Annotated in this window: 14 protein-coding genes; 8 read left to right on the forward strand and 6 right to left on the reverse strand. The window is 42.3% G+C overall.

Annotated elements, in window-relative coordinates; all coding sequences use genetic code 11:
* A partial coding sequence (locus PX481_RS01515; protein WP_288093322.1) for a MazG nucleotide pyrophosphohydrolase domain-containing protein occupies window positions 1–424 on the forward strand: 424 nt, incomplete at its 5' end.
* Window positions 424–996, forward strand: a complete 573-nt coding sequence (gene lepB, locus PX481_RS01520) for a signal peptidase I (RefSeq protein ID WP_002760130.1) — start codon at window positions 424–426, stop codon at window positions 994–996. The genes PX481_RS01515 and lepB, both read left to right, overlap by 1 nt.
* A gap of 13 nt (window positions 997–1009) precedes the next feature.
* Here lepB and PX481_RS01525 read toward each other — a convergent pair whose 3' ends face one another.
* Window positions 1010–1498, reverse strand: a complete 489-nt coding sequence (locus PX481_RS01525) for a universal stress protein (RefSeq protein WP_002760138.1) — start codon at window positions 1496–1498, stop codon at window positions 1010–1012.
* An 18-nt stretch (window positions 1499–1516) separates the two neighbouring features.
* Here PX481_RS01525 and PX481_RS01530 point away from each other — a divergent pair, with 18 nt between their 5' ends.
* Together PX481_RS01530 and pheA are read left to right on the forward strand one after the other, a co-directional pair.
* Complete coding sequence (locus PX481_RS01530) at window positions 1517–2434, forward strand: ribonuclease D (protein WP_002760140.1); 918 nt, start codon at window positions 1517–1519, stop codon at window positions 2432–2434.
* Window positions 2435–2548: 114 nt separating this feature from the next.
* Window positions 2549–3403: a prephenate dehydratase gene (pheA, locus tag PX481_RS01535; protein WP_002760141.1), complete on the forward strand. Its 855-nt coding sequence runs from the start codon at window positions 2549–2551 to the stop codon at window positions 3401–3403.
* Window positions 3404–3663: 260 nt separating this feature from the next.
* Here pheA and PX481_RS01540 read toward each other — a convergent pair whose 3' ends face one another.
* Window positions 3664–5592 (reverse strand): sensor histidine kinase, encoded by a 1929-nt coding sequence (locus PX481_RS01540; protein WP_288093325.1) that lies wholly within the window; start codon window positions 5590–5592, stop codon window positions 3664–3666.
* A 91-nt stretch (window positions 5593–5683) separates the two neighbouring features.
* On the opposite strand from PX481_RS01540, the gene PX481_RS01545 reads away from it, so the two are divergent.
* Together PX481_RS01545 and PX481_RS01555 are read left to right on the forward strand one after the other, a co-directional pair.
* On the forward strand, window positions 5684–6364 hold the full coding sequence (locus PX481_RS01545) for a RibD family protein (protein ID WP_288093328.1): 681 nt from the start codon (window positions 5684–5686) through the stop codon (window positions 6362–6364).
* Between the two features lie 255 nt (window positions 6365–6619).
* Window positions 6620–7810, forward strand: a complete 1191-nt coding sequence (locus tag PX481_RS01555) for a GNAT family N-acetyltransferase (protein WP_287767266.1) — start codon at window positions 6620–6622, stop codon at window positions 7808–7810.
* Window positions 7811–7838: 28 nt separating this feature from the next.
* On the opposite strand, the gene PX481_RS01560 is transcribed toward PX481_RS01555, so the two are convergent.
* Window positions 7839–8423, reverse strand: coding sequence for a MiaE family protein (locus PX481_RS01560; protein WP_287699703.1), 585 nt, complete (start codon window positions 8421–8423; stop codon window positions 7839–7841).
* 132 nt (window positions 8424–8555) lie between these two features.
* Between PX481_RS01560 and glyS the strand changes: the two genes are divergently transcribed.
* Window positions 8556–10688 carry a glycine--tRNA ligase subunit beta gene (gene glyS / locus PX481_RS01565; protein ID WP_288093333.1) on the forward strand — a complete coding sequence of 711 codons (2133 nt, stop codon included), beginning with the start codon at window positions 8556–8558 and terminating at the stop codon, window positions 10686–10688.
* A gap of 307 nt (window positions 10689–10995) precedes the next feature.
* Complete coding sequence (locus tag PX481_RS01570; protein ID WP_002758141.1) at window positions 10996–12147, forward strand: NAD-dependent epimerase/dehydratase family protein; 1152 nt, start codon at window positions 10996–10998, stop codon at window positions 12145–12147.
* Window positions 12148–12248: 101 nt separating this feature from the next.
* Here PX481_RS01570 and PX481_RS01575 read toward each other — a convergent pair whose 3' ends face one another.
* Genes PX481_RS01575 through PX481_RS01585 form a run of 3 tightly spaced genes read right to left on the reverse strand, consistent with a single transcriptional unit; the run spans window position 12249 to window position 13722 of the window.
* A complete protein-coding gene (locus PX481_RS01575; protein WP_002758140.1) occupies window positions 12249–12743 on the reverse strand; it encodes a Spy/CpxP family protein refolding chaperone in 495 nt (164 codons plus the stop codon).
* Window positions 12744–12763: 20 nt separating this feature from the next.
* A complete protein-coding gene (locus tag PX481_RS01580; RefSeq protein ID WP_002758138.1) occupies window positions 12764–13138 on the reverse strand; it encodes a hypothetical protein in 375 nt (124 codons plus the stop codon).
* Window positions 13138–13722, reverse strand: coding sequence for a sigma-70 family RNA polymerase sigma factor (locus PX481_RS01585; protein ID WP_288027507.1), 585 nt, complete (start codon window positions 13720–13722; stop codon window positions 13138–13140). The genes PX481_RS01580 and PX481_RS01585 overlap by 1 nt, the downstream gene beginning before the upstream one ends.
* Between the last annotated feature and the right edge of the window lie 385 nt (window positions 13723–14107).

The raw sequence follows: 14107 nt of genomic DNA on the forward strand, positions 1-14107 counted from the left end.
AAAAAATGACCCGACTATTAGCGGTAAATTAACCCGTTATGCCCAAACTTTACAACCCTTAATGGGGGCGATGAAAATTTCTCGGCAAGCGGCGCGAGTCGGTTTTGAGTGGGAAAATATCGCGGGAGTCTGGGAAAAATTCGGCGAAGAGTTGGCAGAATGGCAAGATTCCCTAGAATCGGGCGATAAAGAGCATCAACAGGCAGAATTAGGCGATTTACTCTTTACTATTGTTAATCTTGCTCGCTGGTATAATTTAGACCCCAGTATCGCTTTACAAGAGACTAATCTGCGTTTTATTCAACGTTTTTCCCTAGTGGAATCTGTGGCGGAAAAGCCTCTCCATGACTATACACTAGAGGAATTAACAGTTTTCTGGCAGCAAGCGAAGGCTAAGTTACACCAACCATCATCCGGGCAATAATGCAAGAGCAAGAAATTAATAAGGACAAATCCAAGAGTTTTTGGGCTTCTATTCGAGAAAATCTGCAAATTATCACTATAGCTTTAGTTTTAGCCTTACTGATCCGCACTTTTGTGGCTGAACCTCGTTTTATCCCCTCTGATTCTATGTTACCCACTTTAGAACAAGGCGATCGCTTAGTAGTGGAAAAACTTTCCTACGATTTCCATCCTCCTCGACGGGGGGATATCGTCGTCTTTGAACCGCCGGCACAATTACAATTACAGGGATATCAAAAGAACCAAGCTTTTATTAAAAGAGTGATTGCCACCGCAGGGGATGTGATTGCTGTCAAGGAGGGCAAAATTTATCTGAATAATCAACCCTTGTCAGAGGATTATATTCTCGAATCCCCTCAATATAATTTAATGCCTTTGCTTGTGCCGGAAAATAATTTATTTGTCATGGGAGACAATCGCAATAATAGCAATGACTCCCATATCTGGGGGTTTTTACCGGAAAATAACGTGATTGGTAGGGCGGTTTTTCGCTTTTTTCCTTTTAATCGTTTGGGGATTTTAGGGGGGGAATAGCTAACAGGAATTTTTAGTCCTGATGATGTTGAACAATTAAGACGGAACAGGGGGCATGATGGAGAACATAATTACTCACACTACCTAAGAATAACTCTCCTAGACCCGATCGCCCACGCCGACCGATGACAATTAAATCAATATTTTCCTCTCGCGCCACTTTACAGATAGTTTTGGCGGCATGGCCGTAAATTTGCCGGTATTCTCCCTTGACACCCATTTCTCCCGCCTGATTAGCTCTTTTTTGCAACATGGCCACCCCTTTCTGCTCGAATTCTTCCCATTGTTGCCGCCAAAAATCGAGAGTGAGATCATTCCCCTGGGCGGGGTAAATATCGGCTAAATTGGGTGGAATCGGTAAAGGGCTATAATCTTCCTCAGGGGAAAGGACGTGCAGTAGTAGGAGGTTAGCTTCGTACTTACTGGCTAAGGATACAGCCTCCTTAAAAACACTGTCCCCCATCTCTGACAAATCTACTGCTATCAAGATTTTTTGATACATTTTTCAGCCTCTGCAACCATGCCTTATTTAACGGAATCCGACGCTATTAGGAATGCGATCGATCACTTTTCTCATTTTCCCATTCTTTGGTTAGATACGGAAGTAGCCGATTACAATAGCAAGACTCCCCGTTTGTCTCTGATTCAAATTCTGGCTGATTCCACGGACTTAACGGGGGAGCGGGTGACAATTTTGGATGTTCTTGATCGACCCGATCTTACTAACTATTTTATCACTAAAATCATGCTGGTTGACCGGATAGAAAAGGTTTTTCACAATGCTAGTTATGATTGTAAATTTTTGGGCGGTAAAAGCAAAGTTAAAAAAATTACCTGTACCCTAGAGTTAGCTAAAAAGGTTCCCTACTATATTGCTCCTTTACCCAATTATCAACTGAAAACCGTGGCTGAATGTCTTTGTCATTTTCCCGCTATCGATAAAAGTGAACAGGGGGGTAATTGGGGCAAAAGACCTTTAACCGCGGCCCAGCTAGAATATGCACAAAAAGACCCCGTATATACGGCCCAAATCCATCATCGTCTTTTGCAGCTTTCCCATTTAATTACTCCCGATCCCGCGGGTGAGAATCTCGAAAGATTAACTAATCGTTATTGGGAAATTTACCAGCAATGGAAGATTTTAGATACAGAGATGGAACATCTCAAGGAACGTTTAAAGTCGGCAATTATCCAGCAAGAGGCTGCGGAGATTAACGGTTTTTCGGTCAGTTACCAAAATCGCACCAGCAAAAAAGTTAAACTGGCCGAATTAGCCAAAGTTGTCTATTTATCGGGCCAGGATAGCCAAATATCTCTCTCCTTAACTAATGATCTTCTCAAAGAATTGGGGGATTTAGCCCAAGGGTTAACCATCGAGGAAACGCACCAAAAAATCAGTCAATTGACTATCAAACAAAGTGAAGCTGACTTGACATGATTATAGCAGAATTCAGCAGATAGGACATAGGAGTCAATACCAAATTAGGTTATACTTGATGTTGACGAGAAAGGCTGTAATAGCTAGAAAAAATTGCTTGCGGGGATAATCTAAATGACTGTAAAGATCGCTTATCTGGGGCCGGTGGGAACCTATTCAGAAACAGCCGCTTTAGCATTTGCTAATAGTTTACCACCCCAGCCTCGTCAATTAATACCCTATCCTAGCATTGCCTTGGCCCTGCGATCGGTTGTCCAAAATCAGGCCGATTTAGCAGTGGTCCCGGTGGAAAACTCCACCGAGGGAAGTGTGGTAATGACTCTTGATGCTTTATGGCAATTACCTGGGTTACAGATTCAACAAGAATTAGTTTTACCGATTTCCCATGCACTTCTATCTCCTCGACAATCGCTAACAGAAATTACCACCGTTTATTCCCATCCCCAAGCTTTAGCTCAATGTCAAAAATGGCTAGAAAATAATTTGCCTACCGTGCCGATTATTCCTACTAATTCTACCACAGAAGCGATTCAAATTCTCGATCGAGAGGCCAATTCGGCCGCTATTGCTTCTCCCCGGGCAGCAAAACTGTATCATGTACCAATATTAACACAACCAATTAATGATTATCCCGATAATTGTACCCGTTTTTGGGTAATGGCTTTAACTTCCCATCCCCAAGGGGAGCGAATGTCCCTCGCTTTTCAGGTTTTAGATCAACCCGGCGCTTTAGTCAAACCTTTAGAAGTTTTTGCCAAACGTCAGCTTAATTTATCTCGTATTGAATCGCGACCAACTAAACGATCTTTAGGGGAATACATATTTTTTATCGATCTAGAGATTAATCTGGATCAACAGCATTTAATCGCAGAAACTTTAGAAGAATTAACAAATTATACCGATGCGATCGAGGTTTTTGGTTTTTATCAGGTAGTTAATTTACCCGTAGAAAGTTTAGAGGAATTATAAACTAAGTTGCCCAGAAATTACAGTAGTTAAATAGGGTTTGCTGAATAAATCTAAAAACCTTGTTGGGTAAGACTTTTAGACTTTTTGTCAATCAAAAAGTACCAGATCTGGGAGTGATCGGGGGGAAAATTCCAGGACTTATTCCCTGAAAATTAGGTAATTGACCCCCTCAAAATCGGTAAAACCCTACACCCCACACCCCACACCCCACACCCTGTCACCACGAAAAACTTTTTCAGCAGCCCCTAAATAGAGATATTTTAGCTTTTAAGAGAGGGAAGAATCGGCAAAGATGAGTTTTCCTCTGGTGGAGTAGAATCAAGCTTTCTTTCCCCCACTAGAGGAAGAATAATTTCTACAGTTGTTCCTAAACCTTGACCTTGACTAGAGATAGTAATATCTCCCCCCATCATTTTCATAAAATTCTTAGAAATAGCTAATCCCAAACCCGTACCGCTAAATTTTCTAGTTGTGGAACCATCAATCATCACAAAAGGACGGAATAATTTTGATTGTTGCTGGGGGTCTATACCGATTCCTGTATCGATTATAGTAATAATAGCCTGTGTATTTTCTAGGCGAGTTATTAAAGAAATTGTGCCTGTATCAGTAAATTTAATTGAGTTAGAAATAACATTCAAAATTACCTGTTTAAATTTAGTGGTATCAGCATAGACTATAGTAATTTCTGGACAAAAAAGTAGATTGAATTTTAAGTGCTTACGTTGCAGCGATGCTGTTTGTAAATTAATAACTTCATTGATAATTTGGTGTAAATCTACTGGTTCAGGATTAACGGAAAGTTTGCCCGCTTCTATTTTAGCAATACTGAGAATATCATCAATAATTTCCAAAAGATGTACGGATGCCTTATCCGCTTGTTGCAGATATTCTTTTTCCTCCTCCTCACTATTACAAAATCCATCCACAACGCAACGAATTGAGCCAATAATACCATTAAGAGGGGTGCGTAATTCGTGGGAAGTATTCGCCAAAAATTGGTTTTTTAATTGATTAGCATTTTCCGCTTCTTGCCAACTCTTAACTATTTCCTCTCCCCAAAGGCGTAAACGTTCGAGCATTTCCTCTAGGGCCGAGGCTAACTGATTAATTTCTCGAATATTAAAGTTCTGTGGTGTAATATTTTGTGAAGGAATTTTCTGAATATTTAAGGCATAATCTCGCAGTTTTTCTAAAGGTCTAGCTAAATCCCTAGTGATCAGTATAATAGCTACTAAATAAGCTAATAATAAACCAGAAATTAGATAAAAAATTGCCTCCCAAATTTGTTGTAGAGGAGCCAGAGCTTGGGAGAGAGGACTAATGGCTAAAACTATCCATTTTTGGGATGATTCTCCCGTAACTGGACTGGGGAGGGAACTATAACCAGCGACTAACTCTTTGCCATATTTCTCGAAAGAAAATAAATGGAGAAATCTCTGTTGACCTCTAACAGCATTACTGATGATTATATTGAGGCGTTCAGCATCAGCTTCTTGACTGATATGGCTACCAATGCGATCAAAATAGGGATGAGCGAGAATAATGCCATTTTCAGAAATAACCACGGGATAACCTGACAAAGAACCGGGTAAAACCTTCTCACTGTAAAGGAGAGAAGCTTGCAGAATCAGACTAGATTGTAATTGTCCTTGATTATCGTAGATGGGAACGGCAAAAATTAATTCTAATTGACGATTATTATTGGGAGATTTAGTTAGAAATTGCTTGGGTAAACTTCTAACTAAAATATTTTCGATATTCCCAGCAAAGCCAGTCCGTTTTTCCGTCCATCTTTCTAGTGGCAAAACTTGGATAACTTCTGGTTCACAGGCTCGATTTAATAAAGGTTGCTTGGTCTTAACATCAATTAATCCCACACAGTTAATCTGATTAGGAAGCTGCGCCGTGAATTGTTGTAAAAAAGCTTCTTTTTCGGCTAAGGTTCCCTGTTTTAAAACCAGACTTTCACCCGCAGTGATAAGATTAACCTGCAAAAATTGAATTGATTGATCAATATTATCTGCTTTTCTGACGGCACTTTCGGTCAGATTTTGACGGGCCGTTTCCAAAAAAGCCGAACGCGCCTTACGATAGGTAACATAAACTCCCATTAGTAGTACAGGTACACTGACCAGGAGTAAGCGAGAGAGCAGAATACGACGAAAGGAGGATTGACCGATAGACATAGGCAGAAATTGGTTTGATTCTTGCTATCAAACTCCAGACTATACTAGCCTATTCACCAATCAGACTGGGTGATATCCCCGAGCATTTGCCATGAATTGTCCTCACACCACCGTTATTTTAGCCATGAGTGCCGATGGTAAAATTGCCGACGCCTACCAGTCGGCGGCCAGATTTGCCTCTGCTACCGATAAAATGCGTCTAGAACAACATTTATCGCGCATGGATGCCGCTTTATTCGGTGCTAACACCCTGCGCGCTTATCACACCAGTCTTCCTATCCGTCATGCCGATTTTCTCGCATACCGTCAACAACGGGGATTATCTCCGCAGCCGATACAGATCGTTTGTTCTTATTCGGGCCAGCTTGATCCCCGGATGAAATTTTTTCAGCAGCCTTTCCCGCGCTGGTTAATCACGGCAGCGGAAAAAGTGGCGAACTGGGAAAATCGGGGTTTATTTGAGCTTGTCTTAGTTTGCGGTGATTGGAAGGCTATTTTTAGTCAATTTACCGCCCTAGGTATCAAAAAACTGGCGATTCTGGGAGGAGGTGAATTAATTGCCTCTCTTTTAGCTGAAGATTTAATCGATGAAATCCATCTAACCATTTGTCCGTTGCTGTTAGGAGGCAATAAAGCGGCAACTCCTCTGGCAGGAACTGGATTTATGGCTGATTCTGCCAGAAAATTACAACTTTTGAGCGTGGAAACCGTGGAAGAAGAAATTTTCTTACATTATTCCCTTGAACGGCAGTCCCATAAATCTCAAAACTAGATTACCTTAAATAGGGTCTGCTGAAAAAGTTTGTTGGTGGGGGCAGGGTGTGGGGTGTAGGGTGTAGGGTGTAGGGTTTTACTGATTTTGAGGTACTCAGTTACCTAATTTTCAGGGAAAAAGTCCCGGAATTTTACCCCTAATCACTCCCAGTCCGGTACTTTTTGATTGACAAAAAGTCTAAAAGTCTTACCCAACAAGGGTTTTAGATTTATTCAGCAAACCTTAAATAAAAAGGTTGACTTATCTTGTCCCATGGTAGAACAGCTTAAACCCCAATATTCTGTCGTTTGGATTGATAAAATGAGTGAGATTCCCCAACAAAAATGGGATGCTCTCGCTCAACCCCTAACTACTCCCTTTCTCGAGTGGGAATGGTTACATAATATCGAAACTTCCGGCAGCGCCACGGGACGCACGGGGTGGCAACCTGCTCATCTAACAGTTTGGTGCGGTGCTGAGTTAATTGCCGCCGCTCCTTTGTATATTAAAAGTCATAGTTACGGTGAATTTGTCTTTGACCATCAATGGGCAGATCTTTCCCATCGTTTAGGGATTAGATACTATCCGAAACTGTTAGGAATGACCCCTTTTACTCCGGCGGTGGGTTATCGTTTTTTAATTGCTCCGGGGGAAAATGAACTGGAGATTACTGCTTTAATGATAGCGGCAATCGATCATTTTTGTGACCAAAATAATCTGTCGGGTTGTCATTTTCTTTTTGTGGATCCCCAATGGCGAATTTTAATGGAAAATTTTGGCTTTACTCCCTGGTTACACCATAGTTATATTTGGAATAACAAAGGTTTTCAAAGTTTTGAAGATTATCTGACGGTTTTTAATGCTAATCAACGCCGCAACATTAAACGGGAACGGAAAGCGGTGACTAATGCGGGGTTAATTATTAAAACTCTGGCTGCCGAAGAAATTCCCCATCATTTATTCCCGTTAATTTATCGGTTTTATAGCAGTACCTGTGATAAATTTTACTGGGGAAGTAAATATCTGACACAGAAATTTTTTGAACAATTATATCCGAATTATCGTCAGCGAGTGGTTTTGATTACTGCCTACCAGAATGAAAAGGATACTAAACCGGTGGGTTTATCTTTTTGTATTCGCAAAGATACTAATCTTTATGGTCGTTACTGGGGAAGTTTTCAAGAGTACGACTGTTTACATTTTGAAGCTTGTTACTATCAACCGATCGATTGGGCAATTAGTCAAGGTATTACCATGTTTGACCCCGGCGCGGGAGGACAACATAAAAAAAGACGGGGTTTTCCCGCCACTGCCAATCACAGTTTACACCGTTTTTATCATGGTAAAATGACTCAAATTCTCCGCAACTATATCCAGGAAATTAATCAAATGGAACAGGAAGAAATTGAGGCAATCAATCAAGATTTACCCTTTTCTAAGAGAGAAATTGAGTTGAACGAGTAATTTAGATAGGGTTTGTCCTTGGGTGCAATCAACTATGAATACGAGGTTCCGGGTGCAGAGTAGTGAGAATTTCACTTTCGAGCGCCGCTAGGGTTTCTAAGCGTTGCTCGATCACTGTCCGTTCAAAATAATCCGCTGCTAATAGCCAATAAATACCATAATGACGCGCTTCGGAAGCCATTAAACCGCGATAAAATTGAGCTAATTGAGGATCGGGACAATATTCTGCCAATAAACCTAATCTTTCGTGGGAACGCGCCTCGATTAAAGCTGATATTAACAGCGAATCCAAAAGGCGATCAGGTTCTTGGTGACGAATCTGGGCCTTTAATTTAGCACCATAAGGGGGAGAATTCAAGGGAGCGAGGGGAATTCCCCATTTATCTAACCATTGATTGACCTGTTCAAAATGTTCTAATTCCTCTTGTGCGATCGCAGTTAATTTCCGCACGAGGGAAGCGTAGGAAGGATAACGAAACATGAGATTTAAGGCCACTCCTGCCGCTTTTCGCTCACAATGGGAATGATCGAGCAGAATAATCCCTAAATTATTAATTGCCTGTTCTATCCAATCCTCAGAGGTGGCACTGACTAATAAATTAATCTTTCCCATCGTCGCTGATTCCAATTTGCTGCCTCTTTCACCCTAACCCAAAAAGTCGAACAACACCAGTCAAAAACTAAGGACACGGCTTCTGTGATAGCCTAGATGATTGGTGAAGCATAAACACGGCCAATCAATCAGATGGATTTTTTACTGGAAGTCGGTACAGAAGAACTACCCGCAGATTTTGTCGATAGCGCGATCGCACAATGGCGGGAAAGAGTTAGCAAGAGTTTAGAGACGGAATCTCTGGACGCGACTGCTATTCAAGTTTACGCAACCCCGCGCCGTTTGGCCGTGTTAATCACAGGATTACCGAGGGAGCAAGAAGCTCGCAGCGAGGAGATAAAAGGACCGCCAGTTAGTGCCGCCTACAAAAATGGCAAAATTACCGCTGCTGGTGAGGGTTTTGCTCGAAAACAGGGAGTTAGCACCGCTGCTTTCTCAATTCGTGCCACAGACAAAGGAGAATTTGTCTATATTGAAAAAACGATTCCAGGTCGTCAAACAGCCGAGATTTTAACTGAATTAATTCCCCAATGGATTACCCGTTTGGAAGGAAGACGTTTTATGCGTTGGGGAGATGGAGATTTAAGATTTCCCCGGCCAATTCGTTGGTTATTAACTTTAGTGGATGGGGAAGTTTTGCCCCTAGAATTAATTAATGGCTCTACCACTTTAACCAGCGATCGCTTAACTTTTGGTCATCGCATTCTACACCCGCAATCCTTAGCCATTAGTCATCCCCAAGCATATTTAACCAGTTTGCGCTCGATTTTTGTGGAAGCGGATCCGCAAGTGCGTCAACAGATAATTACCGCTCAGATTACCACCCTGGCCAAAAAACTCAAGGGAGTGGCAGAAATTCCCGCAGATTTATTAGCAGAAGTGACTAACTTAGTCGAATATCCCACGGCAATTGTTGGCAAATTTGACGATGAATTTCTGGAATTACCCCCAGAAGTAATTATTACCGTGATGGTGACACATCAGCGTTATTTCCCGGTGAAAACTCCCCAGGGTTTGTCACCCTATTTTATTACTATTTCCAATGGCGATCCCCAGAAATCTGAGATTATTTCCGCGGGAAATGAAAGGGTTATCCGCGCGCGGTTAGCTGATGCCAGATTTTTCTATACTGCCGATTGTGATGAACCCTTAGATAGTTTTCTTCCTCAACTGGAAACCGTCACTTTCCAAGAAGAATTGGGAACCATGCGCGATAAAGTCGATCGGATTATGGAAATTGCCCAGATGATCGTCGAACAGTTAAATCTCGATGAACAAAGTCGCAGTGATATAGAGTCCACTGCCATGCTTTGTAAAGCGGATTTAGTTACCCAAATGGTCTATGAATTTCCAGAATTACAGGGAGTAATGGCCGAAAAATATGCTTTAATTAGTGGCGAATCGGCTATAGTTGCCCGGGGCATTTTTGAACATTATCTGCCTCGCAATGCCGGGGATTTACTCCCGGAAACAATCACTGGTCAAGTGGTGGGAATTGCTGATCGCTTAGATACTTTAGTCGGTATTTTTGGACTGGGAATGCTGCCCACTGGTTCCTCAGATCCCTTCGCTCTCCGTCGGGCTGCCAATGCAATAATTAGTATTATCTGGTCAGCCGATTTTAATATCAATCTTTTGGCATTAATTGAGCAGATAGCTAAGGATTTTGTCACCAGTCATCCCGATAAAACCAACCCAGTCAATCTGATTAAAGATTTCTTTTTACAACGTCTGCAAACTCTCTTAATTGATGATTTGAGGATAGATTATGATCTCGTTAATGCAGTTTTAGGGGAAAACGATCCAGAGTATAAGTCTCGCGCTTTAGAAAATTTATTAGATACCCGTGAACGCGCCCGCTTTTTATGCCAAATTCGTCAGGATGGTCAGTTAGCCAACATCTATGAAACCGTCAATCGCTCGACCCGTTTAGCACAAAAAGGAGATTTAGATACAACTACCCTAGAAGCCAAGGCAATCATCAATACGGAGTTATTTGAACAATCCTCCGAACAAGCGTTTTATGACGCTTTAATTGCCCTAATTCCCGAAACTATCAGCGCAAGAGAGCAAAGAGATTATCAGCGTCTCGTCACTGCTTTAACAGCAATTTCTCCCCTGGTGGCTGACTTTTTTGATGGCGAAAATAGTGTGTTAGTCATGGCAGAAAAAGAATCTGTCCGTCGCAATCGTTTAAATCTGTTGGGTTTACTGCGAAATCACGCCCGAGTCCTAGCAGATTTTGGGGCAATTGTCAAGGGATAATTCAGTTATCAGTTATCAGTTATCAGTTATCAGATTTGAGTTTTCAGTGGACAGTGGTAATCAGTGAGCAGTTGTCAATAGACTACCTTTATTGATTCTCCCATCTCCCCCCACTGATAACTGGTTACTGTTTACTGATCACTGAAAAACCCCACACCCTTACACCCCACACCCCACACCCTAACACCCTACACCCTAACACCCTACACCCTACACCCCGCTATGTTCAGGGGGATTAAACTGGTAAAGCGTGACACAAAACTGCTAGAGTTACCAAAGACGAGTATATAAACTTTACAGATATTGTATGAGAGTTTTGGTTATTGGCGGAGACGGCTATTGTGGTTGGGCAACGGCACTCCATCTATCAAATAGAGGTTACGAAGTAGGCATACTTGATAGTTTAGTTCGTCGCTATTGGGACTTACAATTAGGCTGCGATACCTTAACACCGATCGCACCCATATCTCATCGGATTCAACGCTGGCAAGATCTAACGGGAAAATCGATCGATCTTTTTGTCGGGGATATTAATGACTACGACTTTCTGATTCAATCCCTGCGACAGTTTCAACCGGATGCGATTGTTCACTTTGGAGAACAGAGATCTGCACCCTTCTCCATGATCGATCGCGAACACGCAGTTTTAACCCAAGTTAACAACGTGGTTGGCAATTTAAACATCCTCTATGCGATGAAAGAGGAATTTCCCGAAGCGCACCTAGTAAAACTGGGAACCATGGGTGAGTATGGCACACCGAATATAGATATTGAAGAAGGCTACATCACGATCGAACATCACGGTCGTAAGGATACTTTACCCTATCCCAAACAGCCCGGTAGTATGTACCATCTCAGCAAAGTCCACGATAGCCATAATATCCATTTTGCCTGTCGGATGTGGGGTTTAAAAGCCACAGATCTCAATCAAGGGGTGGTTTATGGAGTCCTCACCGAAGAAACGGGAATGGATGAGATGTTAATTAACCGTCTCGATTACGATGGGGTTTTTGGTACTGCTTTAAACCGTTTTTGTATTCAAGCGGCGATCGGTCATCCCCTAACAGTGTACGGTAAAGGTGGCCAAACGCGGGGATTTTTAGATATCCGCGATACCGTGGGTTGTTTGGAATTAGCGATCGCCAATCCCGCTCAATCGGGGGAATTTCGCGTTTTTAACCAATTTACCGAACTGTTTAGCGTCGGTGACTTGGCACTGATGGTGAAAAAAGCTGGTTCTGCGTTAGGGTTAAATGTGGAGATTAACAATCTTGACAACCCGCGCATCGAGTTAGAGGAACATTATTTTAACGCTAAAAACACAAAATTACTCGATCTAGGCCTACAACCTCACTATCTCTCCGATTCTCTCCTCGATTCCCTCTTGAACTTCGCCACCAAGTACAGAGACCGGGTAGATATGAATCATATCCTACCAAAAGTCACTTGGAAACGATAATTGATCAGTAAATGATAAGTTGAGGATGGGGTAGTAACCCATCCTTGGCGTTTTTCTAATGTATCGGAATCAAATTCGATCTTAATCGGCACTGATGGGAATTATTGTCGCCCACAATTGCGGGAATTAGGGCAACGTTCCTGCATTAATTGGGAAAATTCCGTTCTTTGAGCGGGAGTCAACACTTGACGAATTTCCAAAAAACTCTCAAATTGCAGGTTACTGATTTCTTGGCGATTGCGAGAGATTTGCTGATGTTTAGCACGGATATCTCGATCGGAGGCATTATTCGATAATAAACTATTTAATTCTTGTTCGTTGTTTCTAATGGTTTCTCGCAACTGTTTGGTTTTTTCCTGATATTTCTGACGAATAGCGGCAATTTTCGACTTTTGGTCATCGGTAAGGTTTAATTGTTCGATTAGTCTTTCTCGAGAATTATTCATTCGACGACTCTCAGGACGCTGGGGAGAGCTAGTTTGAGCGATAAATAGACGATCTTGGGGATAGGATAGCACAGTGGCACTTGGGGCCAAGTTAGCGGCCAGAGTTAAAACCATGGTTGTGCCGAGAATCGAGACAGTAGAAAAGTACATAATTGACCTTGACAAAGAAATTAAGGATTATAGGTAGAATAGGTGAGTTGAGGCTCGTTTAAGGTCATCCAAGGGGAACTATAAACGCTAGGAGCAGCAATCGGTGGAGCGATGCTATGGTTCCAACTCTCCACTAAAAAAGCTTCCAACTGCTCGTCGGAAATTTGGCCCAGTTGTGGATAAGGATGAAACCAACGATAGGAACCAACAATCAGCACCGATAAGGCAGTAATACCAGTTATCCACCCCAATAAAGGCAGGGATTTTGGGCGAGTTACCGGCCTTTCTCCCCTAATCATTTGCATTAACTGTTCTTCTTCATCTATCGGTCGAGGTGGCAGCGATGGACGATAGCGACGCAGAAAATTAACCACTTTGTCATCTTCTGGGGACATTAGATAACTCCTTGTTTTTGCAAAAATTGACCCATGGTTTTACGCGCATAATAAAGACGTGATTTCACCGTACCGAGGGGAATTTCTAAGATTTGAGCGATTTCCTTTTGGGGTAAGTCCTCTAGATCGTGAAGGACAAGGACAGCGCGATGTTCTAAACTGAGAATTTCTAACCCTTGTCGGACCACATCCTCATAATGCAATTGCATCAAATCGGGACTATCTTGGGGACGGGATTCGCTATCAAGGGAGTTTTCCTCATCAGTGCTTTTGGCCATCCTCATTTGTCTTTTGGCTAATTGTCGCCGACCATCGATCGCCACATTCCAAGTGATCCGATAAACCCAAGTGGAAAAGTATTCAGGTGAACGCAATTTCGGCAACCCGCGCCACAGTCTTAAAAATACCTCTTGGACAAAATCCTCTAGGAATTCCCTTCCACAGAGTTGATAGAGAGTAGAGCGGATTTTTGGTTGATAAAGACGGTAAAGGTGACGAAAAGCACCCCGATCACCCCTTTGACATTTTAAGATTAACTCTCGATCGCTCACACTTGTTTGCTTATCGGTTATCACCTCGATCATTCCCCTCACCCCTAGCTACTTGTCCCTTTAGACTAGGGGGTGTCAAGAATGGTTCATAACCAGTTATCAGTTATCAGTGATCAGTTATCAGTGATCAGTTATCAGCTTTTTTCTCCCTGCTCCCATCTCCCATCTCCCCCGCAACGCGCACGAAGTGGTCTCCCAACTACCCCACTACCCCACTACCCCACTACCCCACTGATAACTGGTTACTGCTCACTGATAACTGAAAATACTCCCCACTACCCCACTGATAACTGGTTACTGGTCACTGATAACTGAAAATACTCCCCACTACCCCACTGATAACTGGTTACTGGTCACTGATAACTGAAAATACTCCCCACTTCCCTGCTTTTAAACAGGATTTAAGATTACTTGCTCA

This window comes from Microcystis sp. M53603_WE2, from assembly GCF_030065435.1.

What these genes read in the sequence shown, in the direction of transcription:
- lepB (WP_002760130.1), top strand. Translation starts at nt 424, where the DNA reads ATGCAAGAGCAAGAAATTAATAAGGACAAATCCAAGAGTTTTTGGGCT.
- PX481_RS01525 (WP_002760138.1), bottom strand. Translation starts at nt 1,498, where the DNA reads ATGTATCAAAAAATCTTGATAGCAGTAGATTTGTCAGAGATGGGGGAC.
- PX481_RS01530 (WP_002760140.1), top strand. Translation starts at nt 1,517, where the DNA reads ATGCCTTATTTAACGGAATCCGACGCTATTAGGAATGCGATCGATCAC.
- pheA (WP_002760141.1), top strand. Translation starts at nt 2,549, where the DNA reads ATGACTGTAAAGATCGCTTATCTGGGGCCGGTGGGAACCTATTCAGAA.
- PX481_RS01540 (WP_288093325.1), bottom strand. Translation starts at nt 5,592, where the DNA reads ATGTCTATCGGTCAATCCTCCTTTCGTCGTATTCTGCTCTCTCGCTTA.
- PX481_RS01545 (WP_288093328.1), top strand. Translation starts at nt 5,684, where the DNA reads ATGAATTGTCCTCACACCACCGTTATTTTAGCCATGAGTGCCGATGGT.
- PX481_RS01555 (WP_287767266.1), top strand. Translation starts at nt 6,620, where the DNA reads ATGGTAGAACAGCTTAAACCCCAATATTCTGTCGTTTGGATTGATAAA.
- PX481_RS01560 (WP_287699703.1), bottom strand. Translation starts at nt 8,423, where the DNA reads ATGGGAAAGATTAATTTATTAGTCAGTGCCACCTCTGAGGATTGGATA.
- glyS (WP_288093333.1), top strand. Translation starts at nt 8,556, where the DNA reads ATGGATTTTTTACTGGAAGTCGGTACAGAAGAACTACCCGCAGATTTT.
- PX481_RS01570 (WP_002758141.1), top strand. Translation starts at nt 10,996, where the DNA reads ATGAGAGTTTTGGTTATTGGCGGAGACGGCTATTGTGGTTGGGCAACG.
- PX481_RS01575 (WP_002758140.1), bottom strand. Translation starts at nt 12,743, where the DNA reads ATGTACTTTTCTACTGTCTCGATTCTCGGCACAACCATGGTTTTAACT.
- PX481_RS01580 (WP_002758138.1), bottom strand. Translation starts at nt 13,138, where the DNA reads ATGTCCCCAGAAGATGACAAAGTGGTTAATTTTCTGCGTCGCTATCGT.
- PX481_RS01585 (WP_288027507.1), bottom strand. Translation starts at nt 13,722, where the DNA reads ATGATCGAGGTGATAACCGATAAGCAAACAAGTGTGAGCGATCGAGAG.